This window comes from Haliea sp. E17 (assembly GCF_048323675.1).
In the GTDB taxonomy this organism is placed as follows: domain Bacteria; phylum Pseudomonadota; class Gammaproteobacteria; order Pseudomonadales; family Halieaceae; genus Mangrovimicrobium.
Genome location: NZ_JBLWFK010000002.1, coordinates 387,751 through 407,746, shown reverse-complemented (window position 1 = coordinate 407,746; position 19,996 = coordinate 387,751). Strand labels below are relative to the sequence as shown.

Sequence of the window (19,996 nt, the reverse complement as noted above, 5' to 3'; positions counted from 1 at the left end):
CCTACAGGGATTCGTAGGTGAACTTCTGCCCGCCCAGTGCGGCCTCGTACATCAGCCCGCCCTTGGCGATGGTGAAGATCGCCATACCCTTGCGGTAGCCGGCGGATACCGTGGAAGCATTGTTGCTGCCGCCGCTGGCGCCTGCCGAGGTGCCGCCGCCGGTATTCGCCTCGGCGGAAACACCCGCAGTGATCGCAACGGCTGTGGCCTGGGCGCTGAATTCAAAGTTGCCGGAGGTGAAGTCCTCAAACGCGGATTTGTCCTTGAAGAATATGATCTGGCTGTAGGCCTGGCCGCCGAGCTGGAAACCGACCGTTACCTGGGTCATGCTGCTGTTGCCGACATAGTTGCCGCCGGCATATACCCGACCCTTGCCGTGGGCGCCGCCAATGCCGATACCGCCCTTGCCAATGGTCGGGAACAGCGCATAGCCGTAGGCGGAATTGAAATACTCCGCGGATTCCCCCGCCTCCTTGAACGACTTGAGTGCATTGGCATAGCTGTCGTCTTCCGCCCAGGCCAGCTGGGTGAAAAACGCCATGAATGCCACTATCAGGGTTGCTTTCATCATCCTTTGCATCTTGTGTACCTCATCTTATTGAGCCAACGTGACCTGGAACGGGTTGTGCTGTCGACGAACCGGTACGGCAGCACGGGTGACTGCCGCGACGGGCAATGGTTCGCCACGCGAATTCATTGTGGCAGTGCATGGGGGTTTTTCAAGTCGCGTCGCCGCCCTCGATACAGCAGGGCGACGGTGAATGGCCAGCGGTTGCCGGCGACGGCAGTCTAGCCGGTGTTGCGCATCCCCGCGGCAATCCCGGCGATGGTCACCATGATAGCCCGTTCGACGTCCGCCTCGGCGGTGTCACTGGCCCGGTGGCGCTGCAGCAGTTCGGCCTGCAGGTAGTTGAGTGGGTCGGTGTAGATATTGCGCAAATGAATGGATTCCGCCGTCCATGGCTGGTCGGCGAGCAGGCTGCTGCTGCCGTGAATGCCCAGTATGGTCTGGATGTCGAGGCCGAGCTGGTTGCGCAGGCGCTCACCGATGTGCCGGGTCGCCTCGGGTACCAGCAGTTCGTCGTAGTAAGCGGACAGGCCGGTGTCGGTCTTGGCAAACACCATCTCCAGCATCGACAGGCGCACCTCGAAAAATGGCCAGCTGGCGACCATCTGGCGCAACAGCTCCGCCTTGCCCCCGGCCACCGCGTTGGCGAGGGCCTCACCGGCGCCCAGCCAGGCCGGCAGCATCAGGCGGTTCTGCGACCAGGCGAATATCCACGGGATTGCGCGCAGGCTCTCGATACCCCCGCCAGCCTTGCGCCGCGCCGGGCGCGATCCCAGCGGCAGCTTGGCCAGTTCCTGTTCCGGCGTGGCATCGCGAAAGTACGGCACGAAGTCCGGTTCCTCGCGGATTACCGCCCGGTAGGCGCTACAGGAATCCGCGGCGAGTTCGTCCATCATCGCCCGCCAGTCGTCCTCGGGCGCCGGCGGGGTCATCAGGTTGGCGCGGCAGATGGCATCGGTATAGAGAGCCAGGGTTTTTACCGCCAGCGAGGTCCAGCCCAGCTTGGTGCGGATCATTTCGCCCTGCTCGGTCACCCGCAGCCCGTTCTTCAGGGAACCCGGCGGCTGCGACAGCAAGGCTTCCCGGGCCGGCGCCCCGCCCCGGCCGATCGTGCCGCCGCGGCCGTGGAACAGGGTCAGGTCGAACGCGTGCCGGGCGCACAGCGCCAGCAGCTCTTCCTGGGCGCGGTACTGGGCCCAGGACGCCGCCAGCACCCCCGCATCCTTGGCCGAGTCGGAATAGCCGATCATTACCATCAACTCGCCGCCGGCCTGGCCCCGGAACCAGTTCATCTGCAGCAGGTCGCCGACCACCTCGCGGGCCCGCGACAGGTCGTCGAGGGTTTCGAACAGCGGCGCCACCGGCAGGTGGTAACCCACCCCGCACTCCTTGAGCAGCAGGTGTACCGCCAGCACATCCGATGCCTGCTGGGCCATGGAGATCACGTAGGCGCCGAGGGCCTTGCGCGGCGTGGCGGCTATGACCTCACAGGTATCCAGCACCTCGCGGGTATCCGCACTGGGCGACCAGTCCCGCGGCAGCAGGGGCCGCCTGCTGGTCAGTTCCTGCAACAGGAAGGCCCTGCGGGTATCCTCGTCCCAGCCGGCGTAGTCACCGAGTCCCAGCCAGCGGGTGAGCTCGGCGATGGCGGCGGTATGCCGCGCGCTGTCCTGGCGCACGTCGTGGCGCACCAGGTGTACGCCGAAACAGCGCACCCGGCGCAGGACATCCAGCAGCGCCCCATCTGCAATAATCTGCATGCCACATGCCACCAGCGACTGGTAACAGGCTTCGAGGGGCTCCAGTAACTGCTCCTCGCGTTCGAGTATCTCCACTTCAGCGGGGGTATTGCCGTCCAGTTCCGCCTCCAGTGCCGCCAGGGTATTGCGCAGCAGTTCGCGCAGCTGGCGCAGGATGGCGCGATAGGGTTCATGGGCGTTGCCGGAATAGTCGCGCAGGCTGGCCGTGGCCCGGGTGACGGAAAGTTCCTCGAGCAACTGGGTAATATCGCCGAGATAGAGGTCCGCCGCCTGCCAGCGGGACAGCAGCAGGACCTCGCGGGTGACCTTCGCCGTGACATTCGGATTGCCGTCGCGGTCGCCGCCCATCCAGGAGGCAAAGGTCACTGGCGCCGCATCCAGCGGCAGCCGCTCGCCACAATTTTCCAGCAGGGCGCCATCCAGGCGCCGCAGGAATTCCGGTACCGCCCGCCACAGCGATTCCTCGACCACCGCGAAGCCCCATTTCGCCTCGTCTACCGGGCTCGGCCGCTCGCTGCGGAAGTCGTCGCCGTACCAGATCTGCGCGATCAGTTCGCGCAGGCGACTGCGCAGGCTCTCTTCTTCCCGGGGGGTCAGCCCGGAGAGTTCCAGCTGGCCGAGGCAGCGGCCGATTTCACTGTGCTTGTGGATCAGTGTGCGGCGGGTGATTTCTGTCGGGTGGGCGGTGAGCACGAGGTCGATGCGCAGTGCGCCGATGGTCTCCCTAATCGCCGTCATCGACACGCCCTCCTCGCGCAATTCCCGCAGGCAGGTCGCGAGATTGAGCGAAGCGGAGACCAGCTCGTCCATCTCCCGCGAGACCATGTGCCGCTGGTCGGCGATATTGGCGAGGTTGAGAAACTGGGCGAACGCGCGCGCCACCGGCACCAGTTGGCCGGTTTCCAGCGAGCGCAACTGTGCCAGCAGCGCCGCGCGATCCTCGGCATTGTTGTCGCGCGCGGACTTGGACAGGCCGCGGATCCGCTCGACCAGTGCAAAAACGTCCTCGCCCTCGGCAGCGGCGACCGTTTCACCGAGCACCCTGCCAAGGTAGCTGACATTGCTGCGCAGGCTGGTGTAGTCCGGTTGCATGCTCACCAGGAACCAATCCTCCCCAGCAGGTCGCAGACGCGGGATGAGTAGCCCCATTCGTTGTCGTACCAGTTGAGTACCCGCAGGTAGCGATCACAGGTGACCGCACTGAACCCCGCGTCGTAAATGGACGAGTGGGAGTTGCCGATAATATCCGAGGATACGATCGGCGTGTCGCTGTACTGCAGGATGCCGCGCAACCGCTCTGAGGCTGCCGCCTCACGCACGGTAGCGTTGACCTCCTCCAGGGTGACTGCGCGCGACAGTTTGACGAACAGGTCCACCACGGAACCGTCCGGTACCGGCACCCGGGCGGCAATACCGTGCAGCCTGCCCTTCAGCTGGGGTAGTACTTCCCCGACCGCTTTGGCGGCGCCGGTGGATGTGGGGATGATGTTTTCCGCGGCGGCGCGGCTGCGCCGCCAGTCGGAATGCGGCACATCCGCGAGGCGCTGGTCGTTGGTGTAGGCGTGCACGGTATTGATCACGCCCTCCTCGATGCCGAAGGCGTCGTTGAGGACCCTGGCCATGGGTGCAAGGCAATTGGTGGTACAGCTGGCGTTGGAGATGATGCGGTGCTCCGGCGACAGGCCGTCGTCGTTTACCCCGAGCACTACCGTGTAATCCACCGGGTCCTTGGAGGGGACAGTGAGAACTACCCGCTCCGCCCCCGCGCGCAGGTGCTGTTCCAGTTGCTCACGCGCGCGAAACACGCCGGTGGACTCGACCACCACATCCACGCCGAGCCGGCCCCAGGGAATATCGACCGGGTTGCGTTCATTGAGCAGCAGGGCGCGGCTCTTGTCGGTGACGAAATATTCGTCCTCGAGTTTCAGCGGCTTGCGGAATGGGCCCATCACCGTGTCGTAGCTCAGCAGGTAGCGCAGTGCCTCATTGTCGAACAGGTCGTTGATGGCGACGACGTCCACGCCCGGAACATTCTCCAGGATCCGGAAGACCGAGCGACCGATGCGGCCGAAACCATTGATACCGACTTTCATCAGGCCACCTCCCGCTGGCTGTCCAGCGTATCGTAGAGGCGCACCACGTCGAGCAGGCGCGCGGCGTGGCCGCGGGTCTCGTACCAGCTCAGGGTCTTGATGATGCTGCCTCCCGCCTTGATCGTGCCCTTGAGGTCAAACAACAGCGACAGCGGACTGCCGATCACGTCAGAGGATACGATCGGGTCTTCGGCGACACCGATTATGGACGGGTTGCGCTGCGCCGCCTCGCGCATCACGGCATTGACGGCCTCGGCGTCCACCGCGGGGTCGGCCATGACCAGGTTGACGTCCAGCAGGCAACCCTCCTGCACCGGCACATTGAGCGCCGAGGTGAGGATCTTGCCCTCGAACCCGGGCAGTAGACGCCCCAGCCAGTCGCTGGCTTCGTGGTTGTTGGGAATGATGTTCTTGGCGGCGGAGCGGCTGCGACGAAAATCCGAACCCGCATAGTCCTGCAGGGCCTGGTCCGAGGTGTAGGCATGTACCGTGGTCATGCTGCCACATTCGATTGCAAAGCTGCGGGAGAGGCTGTCGAGCAGCAGGGCCAGGGCGCCGGTAGTCGCCGAACCGGCGGAGATCATACGGTCGCCCGCCTCGACACTGGCGTGGTTGAGGCCGGGAATAACGATGCGGTCGATCTCGTCGGTGGGGAGCGTGCGCAGGATGACCCGCGGCGCGCCGCTGTGGAGATGGTCGCGCATGGACTGGCCGTCGCGAAACTTGCCGGTAGCGTCAATGACGGCATCCACGGCGAAAATATCCCAGGGCACCTCCGCGGGGCGGTCGATCTCAACCAGCCTTGAGCGAAACCGGGGATTGACCAGGAAATTGCCTTCCAGCAGGTAGTCCTGGGGATTTTCCACCTCGGAACGCAGCAGGTAATGCAGGATGTGCGGCTTGCCGATATCGGCGATGGCGACTATATCGACATCGTCGCTGCAGGCAGCAAGCTCGTAGATTTGCCGGCCGATCTGGCCGAACCCCATGATGCCCACCCGAATGGGCTTTTGCCGTGTCATCGCAGACCTCCGCAGAAGCGTTAGTGCCCAATTCAGGAACGTGGAGCGCGCCTGCTTGCGCACTGCACTTTCCCGTGAACTGTATGCCACCTTGCGAGGACATTGCCGGAATCCCAACTGTAGACACCTGGCAACACTCCAGGCCCGGGCACACGCCCCGGAAGGCTGTGCACGACTGGTGACAGATGCCACCGAACCATGGACCGAAGCAATGGTTCCGTGACGAGCGTTACTGTTGTGTTCTTGAGTTACAGACCCGAAGGCGCAGGTTTTTACCTGCTGTAGTCATTTCAATTTAGAGCTTTTGTGGCGGGCACGCAAGCAAACCGGATTTTCCGCCGGATGGTTGCAGCGAAATCCCGGCGATGCTGTCAAACTGGAGGCTCAACTATACTGCTGTCCTTTCCTGTTCATTTGAGAGCGCCCGATGTCCACAGCCGGCAGGGAAATTCATATCCTGACCTACAACATCCACAAGGGCTATTGCACCGGGAAGCGCCGCTTCGTACTCGACAGCATGCGCCAGCGCATCGCGGAAACCGGCGCGGACATCGTCTTCCTCCAGGAAGTGCACGGGCTTGCACAGAAGTCGGAAAAAAAAATGGGCCGGCTGTCCTACCCGGAACAGCCTCACTTCGAGTTCCTCGCCGACCAGGCCTGGCCGCACTATGCCTATGGGCGCAACGCCATCTACCGCAAGGGCGATCACGGCAACGCCATTCTCAGCATGCATCCCTTCGTCAGTTGGGAGAATATCGATGTCTCGCTGTTCCCCCGCTCCAGTCGCAGCATTCTCCACGGCGTCATCGAACTGGGACCGGCGAAAACGCGCCTGCATACGCTCTGCGTGCATCTCGGGCTGCTGGAACAGGAGCGGCGCGAACAGTTACAGGCGCTGACCTGGCGGATTGCCGAGCACGTGCCGGAAGATGAACCCATGATCATCGCGGGGGATTTCAACGACTGGCGCCGGCGCGCCGAACGCCATTTCCACGACGACCTGAACCTGAAGGAACTGTTCGTGACACTGGAGGGACGGCACGCGCGCACCTTCCCCGTGTGGGCGCCCCTGTTGCCGGTTGACAGGGTCTACTATCGCGGGCTCAAACCGATCTCCTGCCGCAAGCTGGCGAGCGGCCACTGGCGCGACCTGTCGGATCACGCCGCCCTGTTCGGCGTGTTCCGGTTCTGATCCTCCAGCAGCGCTGCGATGGCGCGCTGCAGCGCTACCGCGTGATTGCTGAATATCCAGTCCATGCCCCGATTGATCTCCCGCCACAGGCAGTTGCTCGACGTGGGAAACCCGCTGCCCACGCGCTGGCCGACCGCCTGGTGGCGATGCTGCAGGTCTGTCCCCAGCAACAGGTAGTGTCCGGCGAGACCGGCATAGCCCCGCTGCAATGCCACTTCGCTCAATTTGCGGGTATTGGTCTGGGCCACGGGCAGGCAGGCGGAGGGCGGCAGGAAGCTGACCAGTTCGAAAAGCGCCGGATCGAGCGCAAGTATATGGAAGTCCCTTCCCGGCTCCAGTGGCGACAGCAGTTGCTGCAGGCTCTGTCGCCGGGCCAGCGTGGCGCCCCTGCTGTCGGCCTTGAGTTCGAGCATCAGGTGGTTGCGACCGCCGAACTGCGCCACCAGGGCCTGCAGGGTGGGCAGGTCCGGCGCGATGCCACCCAATTGGGCGAGCGTACATTCAGCGACACGCTGCTGCGCGCCGAACACGCGCTGCAAATCCGGGTCATGGCAGATCACCGGCTGGCCATCGGCGCTCCAGCGGATATCACATTCGATACCCCAGACGCCGGCGGCACTTGCATCGGCGAAGGCTTGCAGGGTATTTTCCCTCACCAGTTTGCCATCGTGCTCGCCGCGGTGGGATACCAGCCGGCAGCGCTGCAACGCTGTCTTGTCGGGCACCGACCGGGGAATCGCCGCCATCCAAGTATCCGCCATTGCCATTACCAGGTCCTGCAGTGTCTCGGTCATTCATCGCCCCTGTGCAGTCGCCCTGCTCCGCGTTGGGCGCATGTTAGCCTCTCCCCGGGCAAAGGGTAAATTGGCGTGAAGGAAATCCCCGGAGATCCGCCGGCCGCGGTCGCCAAACGCGAGATCCTGGCCTGGGCTTTCTACGATTTCGCCAACTCCGGCTATACCACCGTGGTGCTGACCACCATCTACAGCGCCTATTTCGTCGGCGTGGTTGCGGCTGAAATCGGCGCGGCCTCGCCGGGCATGGCCACCCTGCTGTGGACCCTGGCGATTGGCCTTTCCAACTTCGTCGTGTTGCTGGCGGGCCCCGTGGTCGGCGCCCTGGCGGACTACCACGCCAGCAAGAAACGGTTCCTGCTGCTCACCACCCTGTGCTGCATTGCAGGCACCGCGGGACTGGCCTTTGCGGGCCCCGCCCAACTCTGGCTGGCGATCACCATGCTGGTAATCTCCGCCACCGCCTTTTCCCTGGGTGAAAACCTGATCGCGGCTTTCCTGCCGGAGATCGCGACGGAAGACAACATGGGCCGGATATCCGGCTACGGTTGGGGGCTGGGGTACTTTGGCGGGGTGCTTACACTGGCCTGCTGCCTGGGCTGGATCCAGTACGCTGCCGCCGCCGGCATGCCTGCCAGCGGCTACGTGCCGGTCACGCTGCTGATCACTGCGGTGATTTTCGCCATCACCGCCACCCCGACCTTCCTGTTCCTGCGCGAGCGCGCCCGGCCCCGCCCCCTGCCCCCGGGAAGCAGCTGGCTGCACGCCGGCTTCGGCCAGGTCCTCGATACGCTGCAGCACGTGCGCCGCATGCCCGACCTGTTCCGCTTCCTCGGCTGCCTCAGCCTGTTCCAGGCCGGGGTGTCCACCGTGGTGGTCATCGCCGCCATTTTCGCCCAGGAGGTTTTCGGTTTCGACAGCCAGCAACTGATCATGCTGATCATGGTGGTCAACCTGACCGCGGCCGCCGGCGCTTTCGGTTTCGGCCACGCCCAGGACCGCTTCGGTTCAGTACCGACACTGGCCGGGGCATTGCTTACCTGGATCGTGGCCATCGCGGTCGGCGCCACCGCCAATGCCACCGGCGACGTGTGGCTGTGCGGCAACCTGATCGGTCTGGCCATGGGAGCCACCCAGGCCGGCGGGCGCGCGCTGATCGGCAATCTCACGCCGCAGGCGCGCAACGGTGAAATTTTCGGCCTCTGGGGCATGGCCAACCGCGCAGCGGCAATCGTGGGTCCGATCGCCTACGGGCTGCTCAATCACCTGTGGGCCGGCGACCACCGGATATCCCTGCTGGCGCCGCTGGCGTTTTTTGTCGCCGGGTTGCTGCTGCTGTTCAGCGTCAACGAGCGGCGCGGGCGGGCGGCCGCACTCGCGGCCGGCTAGTCCGCGGCCTGTGCCTGCAGGCAATTCTCCCGGCGCCAGGCAAGCCACCACTGCACCAGCCCCCACACCGACAGCACGGTGTAGACACAGATCAGCGCCGCGTAGATATCCAGTGAACGATCGGCATACAACCAGATTGAAGCGGCGTTGAGTACGATCCAGTAGAGCCAGGTTTCCAGCACTTTTTTCACTTCAAAATACGTCGCAGTAAAACTGAACACGGTAGTCGTGGCATCGAACCAGGGACGCGCGGCATCCGTGAAGGTACTGAAAAACCAGCCCAGGGCGAAACTGCCCAGGGCGGAGGCCAGCAGCAACGGCAGGTGCTGCAGGAAGCTGTAGTGCACCACCGGATTGTTGTGCGCCAGTGTTTCCCTGCGCGCCCAGCGCTGCCAGCCCCAGAAACCCATTACCACGTAGAACAGGTACAGGATGGCTTCGGAGTACAGGTGATTTTCCACGAACAGGTAGATCGACAACATTGAGCCGGCAATCCCGAAGGGCCAGCAGATGATCCGCTCGCGAATCATGAACAGGATATAGACCAGCCCGCACAGGGTGGCGGCGATTTCGACCAGGGTATTAAACGCCATCGCTCAACTCACAACCGCCAGGTGACGTCGACGCCGTAAGTACGCGGCGCACCGAACTGGTAATAGGTCTGGTTGGCCCAGGCGCCGAAGTCGTCGCGGGGGTCCGCGCCGACATAAAGGCCGTGCACTGCGTAGTCCTCGTCGCCGAGGTTGCGCCCCCACAGGCGGATATCGAGTTGCTGGCCGGACCAGCCGAGGCTGCCATTCAGCAGGTCATAGCTGTCCAGCTTGCCGTTGTGGTAGTACCCGTAATAACTGTCATCCCTGCCCTCCACTTCCAGCGCCGCAGTAAACCCGCGGGGCAGTTGCACACGCACGCCGGCGTTGTACTGGTATTCGGGCGACTTGGCCTGGGCGCGGTTTTTGTGGCTGACAAACTGGTTCAGGTCGAGATCGAAGGTATTGATTTCATCGACCTCGGTCTCCAGCCAGCCGATGCTGCCATACAGTTGTACCGCCGCGGTAAGGGCGTAGTCCGCCTCCAACTCCAGGCCGTAACTGGTCGCGTCCGATCCGCTGTCGAGATAGCCCACCCAGAGCCCGGCGGCAGCGTCCCACATCCAGCTTTCCAGCTGGGCATTCTCGCGGGTCGCGTAAAATAGCGCGCTGCGCAGTGACAGGCGGTCTTCGAAGGCGGTGGCTTTCAGGCCGAGTTCGCGACTGAACAGGGTCTCGTTGCCAAAGCGTAGCTTGCCCTGCATGAATTGCTGGAACGGCGCGCTCATGAAGGCGTACTGTGAACCGGCGGCGACATTGGCCCCGCCCGGCTTGTTGGCCAGGGCGAGCGTCGCATAGAGGAATGTCGTGTCATTGAGATCGTATTGCAGGCTCAGCTCCGCGTCGAACAACTGGTCGTCGCTGTCCCCGGAGACGCCGTTACTGTCGCTGTAGTCGTCGTTGAACTGCTCGACCCGCAGGCCGGCACTCACTCCCAAGCGCTCGCCGAGGCCGTATTCCAGTTCGCCGTAGACCGCATAGCGATCGGTATCGTAGTCGGAATCACTTTCGTACAGGCCGTACCAGGCACTCGGGTAGGCGTAGTGCAGTCGCTCTTCGTTGTGATTGGCATACAGGCCAATCACGTAGCGCAGGCTGCCGCGGGAACGGTCGTCGTCACCGCCGAGCAGGCGCAATTCCAGCGTGCCCTGGCTGCGATCCCGGGCGAATATTTCGCGCGCGGTGTCGTAACCGTAGCTGCAAACTGCGATTTCGCAGACCGGTGCCGAGACCCAGTCGACGTCGTAATCGTAGAGCGAATCACCGTCCAGCCAGGTGGCGATAGCCTGGAGGTGGGTGGATTGACCCAGCCGCCATTCACCCCGGGCACTGAAACCGTCCAGATCCTGCTCGTCGCTGCCGGGCTCATCGCTCCAGGTGGTGCGGTTGTTCTGCAGCGAAAAGGCATCGTAGCCGTTATCACTTTCGAAGTGCTGGTAGCTGAAATCGTAGCTGCCGTTGCTGCCCGGTTCCCAGACCAGGCGGACGCGACCGGTCAGTTCGTCGTAATCCGCGGTGTCATCGCCGGTATAGGCGTTCTCGATGTAGCCGTCGCCGGTATTCTGCTGTACCGCGATACGCCCCTTGAGGCTCTCACCCAGCGGCCCGCTGAGTACCGCGCCCATGTGGTAGCTGCCGTAGTTGCCGACGCCGCCCTCCAGTTGCGCCTCGAAGCTGTCGCTGGGGACACGCGTTCCGATGCGGATCATACCGGCGTGCCCGCTGGCCCCGTAGCGGGTGCCCTGGGGTCCGCGCAACACCTCGACCTGCGCGGTATCGAAGAGCATCCCGGCACTGGCCACTGCGCCGAGTTCGAGGTCGTCGATCACCAGGCCGACGGAGGGGTAGTACTTGGGTTCAGCATACTGCTCGAGATCGCCGATGCCGCGCAGTTGCACGAACCGGCTGCGCGAGGCACCCGAGGACCAGCTGACATTGGGCGCCGCGCTGAGGATATCTTCCAGGTGACGCGCGCTGCGTTGTGCCATTTCCGGCTCGCCGATCACACTGACACTGGCGGCGGAGGTCATCAGGTCAACCGGGCGGAAATCGGCGGTAACGACAACCTCTTCGAGCGCCTGGGCGAAAACGGCACAGGGGGTGCCGGCAAGGGCAAGTGACAGTAAACAGCTTCGACGGCGCGCGAACATCGCAGGCTCCCGGGTTATTCCAGTTGGCAATCCGGCAGCGGCGCGAAAAGGCGACAGACAAACAAAAACAGAACTTTGCACCTATCCCTACGCCGGCATTATCCGGATCAGGTTCAAAGGGTTCGTCGCGTCGGCGACGTCTCAGGCACGCAGGCCTCCCCTCAGGAGAGCGGGGATTCTAGATCAATGCCCTTCCCCGGGCAATCACCCGCGATACCCGGCCGGGGCGGGGAGTCAACGGACGGGCCGCAGCAATATCGGCCGCATCAACTGCGAATTGTGGCTGCGCGACCAGGCCTCGGGATCGACGCCCGGTCGCAGGGGCGGTGGCCGGTCGTGGTACGGCGGGCGTATCGGGCGCGGATAGTAGTTACCCCAGTAGGGGGAATACCAGTAGTCCTGTTGCTCCTGATCCGCTGGCTGGTAGCCAGCAGGCGCCGGTGAGCGCTGGGACAACTCGCGAATTTCCGCCCGGTGTTTTTCCCGCTCCCGGCGGTCGGCGGCCATGCGGTCAGTGGTCTCCCGCATGGCTTCCAGGCGCTGTTGCGCATCCGGATCGACATCGGGCGAATTGACCCGGAGGGTCAGCGTCTCCGCCTGGGCGGTGTCTTCCGGGGGCGTATCGGAAAAAGTTACAACGCCGCGCTCGTCAACGGATCGGTACACCGTGGTCTGCTGGCTGTCGGCACCGGCATTGGCTGCCACCAGCACCAGGGCGAATATCACCCGGGGGAACCTCATACCTGCAACTCCCTGCAATCGACCATGTCCAGTATAACCCAGGCCCCGTGCGGCGAGAGGCAGCACGCACGCAGCGAATACAGCGCCCCGCCATAAAGAAAACGCGACCTGGTTCACAGATACAGCAATTGCCGCTGGCAGTCACGTACAGGCTGCCTAGAATCAACCCTGTTGGGGTCCTTTAACGCGGACAATGATATGGAAAACAACAGCAAGAAAACCAGCGCTTACCTGCTCAATGGGAAGCAGGAACCGGCCGGGGGGCCGACCAGTCTCGCTCTGGCGACATTGACTCTGGGGATTGTCGCCGTCATCGCAGTCAGCGGACTGATCGTATAAGCGTAGCAAACCGGCCTGCCGGCCCTTTCCGGGTCGGCCGGCCGGCCACCTGCCCCGCCCTACCCGTTTTACTCCTTCACTGCCACCATCCCCAACCGGGCTTCAACCACTGCCCCGGCTCACGTACCATGCACAGATAACACTGCGCCGCCGGAATAGCCTCAATGCAACTTTCCGCACTGTCGATCCTTGTCAGCATCGGTCTGCTTTCCCTGTTTTCCCAGTGGCTCGCCTGGCGCATACGGGTTCCCGCGATTCTATTCCTGCTCGCCTCGGGACTACTGCTGGGCCCGGTGGCCGGCATCCTGGAACCCGACGCCCTGTTCGGCGATCTGCTGTTTCCCTTCATTGCACTGGCGGTAGCTGTCATCATCTTCGAAGGCAGCCTGACCCTGAATCGGGAGGAAATCCGCGGTCACGGCGATGTCGTCCGGCGCCTGATCAGCTGGGGTATCGTCATCATCTGGCTGTTGGTGGCGCTGATGGCGCACTGGTTGATCGGCCTGAGCTGGGGCCTGTCTTTCCTGTTTGGCGCCATCATGACGGTGACCGGGCCGACCGTGATCATGCCGATGATCCAGGCGGTCCGGCCAACCCGGCCGGTCGCCAATATCCTGCGCTGGGAGGGAATCCTGATCGACCCGATCGGCGCCATTCTCGCGGTCCTGACGTTTTCGGTGGTGGTTGCCAGCCAGGACAGCCACGACTGGGCTGACCTGCCCCTGCAGTTGCTGCGCATCCTGGGCACCGGTTTCCTGGCGGGTGGTCTCGGCGGCTTCCTCTGGGGTATGGCGCTGCGCCGCTACTGGATACCGCAATTCCTGCACAATGTGGCCACCCTGCTGGTGGTGTTCGCGATCTACGCGTTTTCCGACACCCTGGCCCACGAATCCGGCCTGCTTGCGGTGACCGTCATGGGCGTCTGGCTGGCGAATACACCGGGTATCCACATCCGCAGCCTGCTGGATTTCAAGGAAAGCCTGAGCATCCTGCTGATATCGGCCCTGTTCATCCTGCTTGCCGCGCGCCTCGAGTTCGAGCAGATGCAGGTGGTGGGCTGGCCGGCACTGGTACTGATGCTCGGCATCCAGTTTTTTGCCCGCCCGCTGAAGGTCGCGCTGTGCACCCTCGGTTCGAGCCTCAACTGGCGTGAACGGGCCCTGCTGGCCTGGATCGGGCCGCGCGGCATTGTCGCTGCGGCCATTACCGCGGTCTTCGCCGAACGCCTCGAGAGCGCCGGGGTGGAAGGCGCCCAGTTGCTGGTGCCGCTGGCCTTTGCGGTTATCGTTGGCACGGTCGCGCTGCAGAGCCTGACAGCGCGACCGCTGGCCCGGGCGCTGAATGCCTCGGCACCGGCGCCGGAAGGTGTCTTGATGCTCGGCGCCAACGCATTTTCCATCGCGCTGGCCAATACGCTCAATGACGCCGGCTTCAACGTGGTGATCGCCGACAACGACTGGGACAGCCTGCGCAGGGCGCGGATGTCGGGCCTGCGAACCTACTACGGCAACCCGATGTCCGATCACGCGGAACGCACGCTGGACCTGACCGGCATCGGCTATCTTTTCGCCCTCTCCCGCAACAGCGAACTGAACCGCCTGGCCTGTACCTACTTCGCCCACCCGTTCGGCAGACAGGGCGTGTACATGCTGCCGGTCAACCTGGAGTCCGGGGAAGCAAGCAACAGCAAGCGCAAGCCCTCGAGCGAAATGCCCGGACGGCGGCTGTTCACGGACAACGCCAGCCTGTCAAAACTCCTGAGCTCGGTCAGTCGCGGCGCGGAGATCCGGGCTACCCGGCTGAGCGAGAGCTACGGCTACAGTCAGTTTCTCGAGGACGGGGACAAACAGCGCATCCTGCTGGTTGCCTGGAATGAACGCGGCAAACTGCTGCCCTGGTCCAAGCGCTGGGCGAATACCCTGGAGCCTGGCTGGACCATAGCCAGCATTTCGGCCAGCAGCCCGGAGGAATCCGCCTAGACCAGGTGGGGATTGGCGTTGATACCGTCGAGTACGAAATCGATCAGCGCCTCATTGACCGCCTTTTCATCGGCCAGGCTCGAGGGGAACATCCAGTCGCGAAACAGCACCGCCGCGAGCACGGCGCCAAAGGATGCCCGTACCATCAGGCGCGGCGCTACGCGGGTACTGTCGCCATCCAGTCGCCCGCTCATCACCTCCGCCCCGTAATCGAAGTAGGCGCGCAAACCATCGATCTCACCGAGGCCGTTGATGCCCTGGTTTTCATAGGCCTGTGCGACGATCAGTGAAAGAAAGGATCCGGAGTGGGCACGGATGAACGCCTGCAAATCCGAGATGTAGTCGCGCGCTGCGCTGCGGTGATCTTCCGCGGAGTTTTCCGCCCGCAGGTGTTCCACGTTGAAACGGAGAAAGTCTTCTTCCAGTGGTTTGAACACCGCCTCGTGGAACAATTCCGCCTTGGAGGAAAAATAGCGGAACAACTGGGCCTCGGTCACTTCGGCCCCTCGCGCGATCGCCGCGGTGGTCGCGCCGCTGTAGCCGCGGTCCTGGAACTCGCCGGCTGCCGCCGCCAGAATCCGTGAGCGCAATTCCCCGGCGGAGCGGCGGCGCCTGCGTTCGCCGCCGGATACCTTGTTGCGTGACGCTTGTGCCATGTACTCCCCATCGGGTTAGCCGAGCCGGTCCAGTCTGCCGGCGCTCCCCGGAAGAAAGCGCCAGTGTGGCCATGATAGTGGATACTACTATACGGGAGAATTGCAACGCGCGCCCGGCACGGCTATCGCGCCAGGACCATCGGGGCGGCGTGCCGGGGTGTTGTGATGCGCGGGCTGTGACGTTACCGGAAGTTACTGCGATTTTTTGCGCGGGCCCAGCAGGCTTTGTATTTCGCCACCGAGCACCGAGCGGGTTCGCGCAGAGCTCCAGCTGGTTTCCCCGAAAAGCGTCTGCAGGGAGATGCCGTGTACCAGGGCGATGAGTTGCTGGGCGATGCCGGGGGCCTCCTCGCGCTGGCCGTAGCACTGGCAGATAACCCTGCTGATATCTTCCTGGGTCTTCTCGGTCCACTCCCGCTGCACCTCGGCAAACACCGGGTCGTGACTGGCGCGCTCCCAGAAAGCCATGTAAACCCGCCAGCGGCGCAGGCTTTCCTCGTCGTAGATAGTCATCGACAGCAGGACTTCGAGCAGGTCCACCGCGGGGCCTTCGATGGTTTGCAGAAACCGGTCCCGCCCCTGCTCGGCGATGTGCAGGTAGGCGAGCGACAGAACCTCGTCCTTGTCGTCGAAGTAATGGGTAATCATGGTGGTGCTGCAGCCGAGTTCCTCGGCGATCCGCCGCACCGTGGCGGCTTCCCGCCCTTCCCGCGCGATGAGGTCGGCCGCCACACGGGCAACTGCTTGCCTGCGCCGCTCCATTTCGCTGATCTGCATCGATTTCCTACCAGCCAGAAAACAGGACATGGGTTATAGCGCAGGCGAAAGCGTGTGTACAGGCATAGCGGGTACGGCGCCGTCCGCCGATGAGAGCGGACGAGATGTGGAGACCCCCTAGGCGGCGTTGGCGTCTGCCCCGGCATCCTCGAAGCTGATCGGCAATCCGCGCAAACCCCAGACGCCGAAGAAGGGTCGAAAGCCCACCTCGCCAGCCAGGCGGGGATTGCGGATACGGCGGGCAATCTGGTGCAGCCCCTCCTGCAACTGGGCGCGGGCGATGTACTGCCCCAGACAGAGGTGGACACCGCGGCCGAAGGCCATGTGGCGATACTCCTGGGATTTTTCGCGGTCCGGATTAAAGGTATCCGGGTCGTCCCAGGCGCGCGGGTCGCGACCGGACATGCCGACCGGGAAAAACAGCATGCTGCCCCTGGGCAGGGTAACGCCCTCATAGTCGAGGTCTTCCAGCAACAGGCGGGGTATGGTCGCGGGGCTGTTCAGGCGAAAGGTCTCCTCGATGACGGCATTGCAGAATTCGTGATCTGCTGCGCACCGTTGATAGTACTCCGGGTGCTCCAGCAGGGAGTACATGGCCAGGGTGAGAATGTTCTTGGAGGTATCGTATCCCGCTACAAACAGGAAAATCAGCATATCGTACAGTTCCCGGTCCGATATCTCCCCGCGGGTATTGGCCGCCAGCATGGTATCGAGCAAATCCGGATCGCTGCTGTCGGACCCCTGTTGCCGGCGCTCCGCCACGAGTGACTGGACGAAGCTGTCCATCCTGCCAACGGCAGCCTCCAGTGCGGGCAGATGATTCACGTCCATGCTGAAACTCAGCCCCAGGTCCTCCATGGATTTGCGCAGGCCGGGAATCGCCTCCAGCGGCGCGCCGATCATCGCGGTCATGACCGCCACGGGGAAATAGGAGGCGAACTCCTCGAAATCGAAACTCTCCCTGGGCGCCCACTGGTCGAGTACCCCATTCACTACCTCGCGCATCAGCGCCCGGTTCCTGTTTGCCTGCCTGGGTGTGAACATCGGCGCGAGGATGTCGCGAATCCGTTTGTGGTCCATACCCGAGAGCGCGAGAATACTTTCAATTTCGAAGCGTCCCCACTGGCTGTCCCCTGCCCCCATGGCGGCCACGACGCCGTCGTGGTCCGGGCGCATGATGTCATCGCGAATCAGCAGATCCTTGATCGCGTGAAAGCCGTGAATCACATAACCGTAGGCGCACTTCGCCAGCCAGGGATGCTGTGCACGTGCCGCCTCGAAGTGAACAAATGGATTGGCGGCAAACCCGGGGCTTTCCATGGCCAGGTAAGTGAGTTCCAGGTCTTCAGGACGTTGCATGTTCCGGCTACCTCGCGCTTATCGTTATCGTCAGGCAGTGGAGCATAGGGAGCTGGACCCGGCAGGACAAAAACATCCGTTGCAGCGGGTTTCTGTCGGGCAAAAAAAAACGCCCGGGATGGCCGGGCGTTTCCTGAGTCCGGACGGAGTATCAGTCCGCGCCGAAGTTGTAGCGGATACGGGCTCCGTACATGCGTGGAACGCCCACCTGGCCGAGTTCAAAGCCGCTGTTCCAGTTCCCTGTCAGGTAGGTCACGTACTCCTCGTCCATGGCGTTGGTCACGAAGGCCGAGAAGTCGATCGGGCTGCCCATGATACTGGACCAGCTGAAATTGAAGTTCCACAGGTCGTAGTCCGGAAGTGTTGCGTAAATAGACGACTCTTTCGAGACTGCCTGCTGCTCATCGGTCCAGACATAGGTGGTAGACAGACGCATATCACCCAGCTCCGCATCCACCGGGAACATGTAGGTCGCACTGACCACCACCGAGTTTTCCGGCGCATAGGACAGCGGCTCCCCTTCTGCCGTGGTCGTGGTGGGCTCCGAGGCCACCGCATTGGGCGGGAAAGGCGGGAACTCCAGTTTATCGACTTCGGTGTTCAGGTAGGCGTAGCTGGCGTTCAGGATAAGGTTATCCGTCAACTGCAGGGTGGCCTCGACCTCCGCGCCCCAGATGGTGGAGGCGCCGGCGTTGATGATCGCGGTAGTGCCTACGCCGGTCGGCTTGAAGTAGCCGAACTGCACTTGCTGGTCGGTAAAGTCGTTGTAGAAGAACGCCGTATTCAGCGTGCCGGGTACCGCGCCCTGGAAGCTGAACTTGGTGCCGATCTCATAGGCATCCACGGTCTCCGGGCCGTGCACATCGAGTCCGGAGGAACCACCGATGTTGACGCTGCCCTGGCGATAGCCGCGATTGTACTTGGCGTAGACCAGCAGGTCCTCGCTCGGTGTGAAGTCCACACCCAGCAGCCAGGTCGGCTCATCGCTCTCGCTTGAGGGCGTACGCGTTTCCGCCAACTGTGCCTCCGGCGGCGCAAGCTGTCCCGGCGCCAGGCGTGGAAAGTAGAAGATCAACTCGTTGGCGTAACCTTTGGTCTCGTCATCGGTGTACCGCAGGCCACCGGTCAGGCTCAGGTAATCGGTCAGTTCAAAAGTAGCCTGGCCGTATACTGCCATGTTGGTGTATTCGGCACCGCCCGGAACGCGCTGCAGCGCACCGACACCGATAATGTTGTTACAGCGATAGTCATCCGGGTTGGGGCCGACGATGCTGTCCTGGTCGCAGATGATCAATGCGGGGGACTGCGCGCCGTAGTCCTGGCCAGGTTCGCTTTTCTCGTAGTACAAACCCGCCTGGTAGGTCAGCCGGTCGTCAAAGCCACTGCCCTGGATCTGCAGTTCCTCGACAAAGGTTTCCTGGTCGGTTGTCGGGTAGGCGCTGGTGAGACCGACCTGCTGGAAAATCAGCATTTCGGGGCCGATGCGCCAGTCGGTGCCATAGATGGAGCTGCGTTGCTTGGTCTCCAGTTCACCGTAGGAAATAATATTCTTGACCAGGAAATCATCGGAGATTTCCCATGTCGTAGTGTTGATCGCCTGCCAGGTGTCCTGTTCATTGACTGGCTTGTTGACGAAGCTGTAGATGTCGTAAAAACCGTCATCGCCGGCTTCAGCGCGTCGATCGAGGTCCGCCTGGCAAAAGCTGCCGAGCCCCGCAGTGGGGTTACAGGCGAAAACCGAGAACGGCCAGCCATTGTTCGAGGATTCCGCGCCGCGCACGATGGTGTAGTTTTCCAGGCTGTCGGAAATTTCCCACAGGGCGCTGACCCGCCAGGCGGTGTAGTCCTGGTCGGCAAAGTCCTCGGGACCGATACCGGAAATATTGTGCAGGTAGCCATCGCGCTCACTGTGGTCGACACCGAAACGCAGCTTGAAGCTGTCGCTGACCGGCAGGTTCAACACGGCCTGTCCGCGTAACATGTCGTAATTACCCATAGACGCCTCGGCATAGCCCTCGAACTCGTCGGTCGGCCGCTTGGGCGTCAGGATGACCGCACCGCCGGTGGTGTTGCGGCCGAACAGCGTACCCGTCGGTCCTTTCAGGACCTGTACGTTTTCCAGGTCGAACAGGTCGCCCGGGGTCGCGCCGTCACCGGACTGCTGGGAGTTGGCGCCGCGCAGGGCGACGACTTCCGCAAAATAGACACCCACAGAGGCCGTGGTGCGCAATTCCTGGGAAAAGCCGCGAATGGCGAAGGTGGTGTTATCGCCGCCAAAGCGGGTATTGACCGACAGGTTAGGCGTATAGGTGGCAAGGTCGCCGGGGTTGGTAATGTTGGCTTCGTTGATTTGTCGCTGGTTGAAAACGGTCAGCGAGGCGGGAACGTCCTGCAGGAATTCCTCGCGCCGGCGAGCGGTGACCACCACTTCTTCCAGCATCATCGCACGTTGACCACTGCCTTCCTGGGCCAGCGCGGGTGGCGCCTGCAGGCCTGAGCCCAGTGCGGTTGCGGCAACAATTAATGACGGATAGTGCCAGTGTTTCTTCACAGTGCTTACTCCCTTTATTATTAAACTAGGGGTATT

Annotated in this window: 16 protein-coding genes and 1 riboswitch; of the genes, 4 read left to right on the top strand and 12 right to left on the bottom strand. The window is 63.0% G+C overall.

Going from position 1 to position 19,996, the window contains the following annotated elements; all coding sequences use genetic code 11:
* Nucleotide 1: 1 nt before the first annotated feature.
* The 4 genes from ACNKU3_RS04965 to ACNKU3_RS04950 all read right to left on the bottom strand — a co-directional run bounded on the left by ACNKU3_RS04965 (nt 2) and on the right by ACNKU3_RS04950 (nt 5,443).
* Nucleotides 2–568, bottom strand: a complete 567-nt coding sequence (locus ACNKU3_RS04965) for a YSC84-related protein (protein ID WP_418258311.1) — start codon at nt 566–568, stop codon at nt 2–4.
* 221 nt (nt 569–789) lie between these two features.
* Entirely contained in the window at nt 790–3,420 is a 2,631-nt protein-coding gene (gene ppc, locus ACNKU3_RS04960) for a phosphoenolpyruvate carboxylase (protein ID WP_418259021.1), read from the bottom strand.
* 2 nt (nt 3,421–3,422) lie between these two features.
* On the bottom strand, nt 3,423–4,421 hold the full coding sequence (gene gap / locus ACNKU3_RS04955; RefSeq protein ID WP_418258310.1) for a type I glyceraldehyde-3-phosphate dehydrogenase: 999 nt from the start codon (nt 4,419–4,421) through the stop codon (nt 3,423–3,425).
* Nucleotides 4,421–5,443: a glyceraldehyde 3-phosphate dehydrogenase NAD-binding domain-containing protein gene (locus ACNKU3_RS04950; RefSeq protein ID WP_418258309.1), complete on the bottom strand. Its 1,023-nt coding sequence runs from the start codon at nt 5,441–5,443 to the stop codon at nt 4,421–4,423. The genes gap and ACNKU3_RS04950 overlap by 1 nt, the downstream gene beginning before the upstream one ends.
* A gap of 427 nt (nt 5,444–5,870) precedes the next feature.
* On the opposite strand from ACNKU3_RS04950, the gene ACNKU3_RS04945 reads away from it, so the two are divergent.
* Nucleotides 5,871–6,635: an endonuclease/exonuclease/phosphatase family protein gene (locus ACNKU3_RS04945; protein ID WP_418258308.1), complete on the top strand. Its 765-nt coding sequence runs from the start codon at nt 5,871–5,873 to the stop codon at nt 6,633–6,635.
* Here ACNKU3_RS04945 and ACNKU3_RS04940 read toward each other — a convergent pair.
* Nucleotides 6,602–7,429 carry a glycerophosphodiester phosphodiesterase gene (locus tag ACNKU3_RS04940; RefSeq protein ID WP_418258307.1) on the bottom strand — a complete coding sequence of 276 codons (828 nt, stop codon included), beginning with the start codon at nt 7,427–7,429 and terminating at the stop codon, nt 6,602–6,604. The genes ACNKU3_RS04945 and ACNKU3_RS04940 overlap by 34 nt on opposite strands.
* A gap of 75 nt (nt 7,430–7,504) precedes the next feature.
* Here ACNKU3_RS04940 and ACNKU3_RS04935 point away from each other — a divergent pair, with 75 nt between their 5' ends.
* Nucleotides 7,505–8,818, top strand: a complete 1,314-nt coding sequence (locus ACNKU3_RS04935) for an MFS transporter (protein WP_418258306.1) — start codon at nt 7,505–7,507, stop codon at nt 8,816–8,818.
* Here the strand turns inward: ACNKU3_RS04935 and pnuC are convergent.
* The 3 genes from pnuC to ACNKU3_RS04920 all read right to left on the bottom strand — a co-directional run bounded on the left by pnuC (nt 8,815) and on the right by ACNKU3_RS04920 (nt 12,299).
* Complete coding sequence (gene pnuC / locus ACNKU3_RS04930) at nt 8,815–9,411, bottom strand: nicotinamide riboside transporter PnuC (protein WP_418258305.1); 597 nt, start codon at nt 9,409–9,411, stop codon at nt 8,815–8,817. The two genes, ACNKU3_RS04935 and pnuC, sit on opposite strands and share 4 nt — an antisense overlap.
* Nucleotides 9,412–9,419: 8 nt before the next feature.
* Nucleotides 9,420–11,558, bottom strand: a complete 2,139-nt coding sequence (locus tag ACNKU3_RS04925) for a TonB-dependent receptor (protein WP_418258304.1) — start codon at nt 11,556–11,558, stop codon at nt 9,420–9,422.
* A gap of 67 nt (nt 11,559–11,625) precedes the next feature.
* Nucleotides 11,626–11,730, bottom strand: a riboswitch (TPP riboswitch).
* Nucleotides 11,731–11,792: 62 nt separating this feature from the next.
* Entirely contained in the window at nt 11,793–12,299 is a 507-nt protein-coding gene (locus ACNKU3_RS04920; RefSeq protein ID WP_418258303.1) for a DUF4124 domain-containing protein, read from the bottom strand.
* A 198-nt stretch (nt 12,300–12,497) separates the two neighbouring features.
* On the opposite strand from ACNKU3_RS04920, the gene ACNKU3_RS04915 reads away from it, so the two are divergent.
* Both ACNKU3_RS04915 and ACNKU3_RS04910 read left to right on the top strand, forming a co-directional pair.
* On the top strand, nt 12,498–12,638 hold the full coding sequence (locus ACNKU3_RS04915) for a hypothetical protein (RefSeq protein WP_418258302.1): 141 nt from the start codon (nt 12,498–12,500) through the stop codon (nt 12,636–12,638).
* 164 nt (nt 12,639–12,802) lie between these two features.
* Nucleotides 12,803–14,617 (top strand): cation:proton antiporter, encoded by a 1,815-nt coding sequence (locus tag ACNKU3_RS04910; RefSeq protein WP_418258301.1) that lies wholly within the window; start codon nt 12,803–12,805, stop codon nt 14,615–14,617.
* Here ACNKU3_RS04910 and ACNKU3_RS04905 read toward each other — a convergent pair.
* From ACNKU3_RS04905 to ACNKU3_RS04890, 4 genes are all read right to left on the bottom strand, one after another.
* The gene (locus ACNKU3_RS04905) at nt 14,614–15,273 is read right to left on the bottom strand and encodes a TetR/AcrR family transcriptional regulator (RefSeq protein WP_418258300.1); all 660 of its coding nucleotides are present in this window, start codon (nt 15,271–15,273) and stop codon (nt 14,614–14,616) included. The genes ACNKU3_RS04910 and ACNKU3_RS04905 overlap by 4 nt on opposite strands.
* A gap of 192 nt (nt 15,274–15,465) precedes the next feature.
* The gene (locus tag ACNKU3_RS04900; RefSeq protein ID WP_418258299.1) at nt 15,466–16,050 is read right to left on the bottom strand and encodes a TetR/AcrR family transcriptional regulator; all 585 of its coding nucleotides are present in this window, start codon (nt 16,048–16,050) and stop codon (nt 15,466–15,468) included.
* A 117-nt stretch (nt 16,051–16,167) separates the two neighbouring features.
* The gene (locus ACNKU3_RS04895; RefSeq protein WP_418258298.1) at nt 16,168–17,409 is read right to left on the bottom strand and encodes a cytochrome P450; all 1,242 of its coding nucleotides are present in this window, start codon (nt 17,407–17,409) and stop codon (nt 16,168–16,170) included.
* A 151-nt stretch (nt 17,410–17,560) separates the two neighbouring features.
* The gene (locus ACNKU3_RS04890; RefSeq protein ID WP_418258297.1) at nt 17,561–19,960 is read right to left on the bottom strand and encodes a TonB-dependent receptor; all 2,400 of its coding nucleotides are present in this window, start codon (nt 19,958–19,960) and stop codon (nt 17,561–17,563) included.
* Nucleotides 19,961–19,996: the final 36 nt, after the last annotated feature.

Excerpts from the sequence above, each read along its gene's own strand:
- ACNKU3_RS04965 (WP_418258311.1), bottom strand. The coding sequence starts at position 568 with ATGAAAGCAACCCTGATAGTGGCATTCATGGCGTTTTTCACCCAGCTG.
- ppc (WP_418259021.1), bottom strand. The coding sequence starts at position 3,420 with ATGCAACCGGACTACACCAGCCTGCGCAGCAATGTCAGCTACCTTGGC.
- gap (WP_418258310.1), bottom strand. The coding sequence starts at position 4,421 with ATGAAAGTCGGTATCAATGGTTTCGGCCGCATCGGTCGCTCGGTCTTC.
- ACNKU3_RS04950 (WP_418258309.1), bottom strand. The coding sequence starts at position 5,443 with ATGACACGGCAAAAGCCCATTCGGGTGGGCATCATGGGGTTCGGCCAG.
- ACNKU3_RS04945 (WP_418258308.1), top strand. The coding sequence starts at position 5,871 with ATGTCCACAGCCGGCAGGGAAATTCATATCCTGACCTACAACATCCAC.
- ACNKU3_RS04940 (WP_418258307.1), bottom strand. The coding sequence starts at position 7,429 with ATGACCGAGACACTGCAGGACCTGGTAATGGCAATGGCGGATACTTGG.
- pnuC (WP_418258305.1), bottom strand. The coding sequence starts at position 9,411 with ATGGCGTTTAATACCCTGGTCGAAATCGCCGCCACCCTGTGCGGGCTG.
- ACNKU3_RS04925 (WP_418258304.1), bottom strand. The coding sequence starts at position 11,558 with ATGTTCGCGCGCCGTCGAAGCTGTTTACTGTCACTTGCCCTTGCCGGC.
- ACNKU3_RS04920 (WP_418258303.1), bottom strand. The coding sequence starts at position 12,299 with ATGAGGTTCCCCCGGGTGATATTCGCCCTGGTGCTGGTGGCAGCCAAT.
- ACNKU3_RS04915 (WP_418258302.1), top strand. The coding sequence starts at position 12,498 with ATGGAAAACAACAGCAAGAAAACCAGCGCTTACCTGCTCAATGGGAAG.
- ACNKU3_RS04910 (WP_418258301.1), top strand. The coding sequence starts at position 12,803 with ATGCAACTTTCCGCACTGTCGATCCTTGTCAGCATCGGTCTGCTTTCC.
- ACNKU3_RS04905 (WP_418258300.1), bottom strand. The coding sequence starts at position 15,273 with ATGGCACAAGCGTCACGCAACAAGGTATCCGGCGGCGAACGCAGGCGC.
- ACNKU3_RS04900 (WP_418258299.1), bottom strand. The coding sequence starts at position 16,050 with ATGCAGATCAGCGAAATGGAGCGGCGCAGGCAAGCAGTTGCCCGTGTG.
- ACNKU3_RS04895 (WP_418258298.1), bottom strand. The coding sequence starts at position 17,409 with ATGCAACGTCCTGAAGACCTGGAACTCACTTACCTGGCCATGGAAAGC.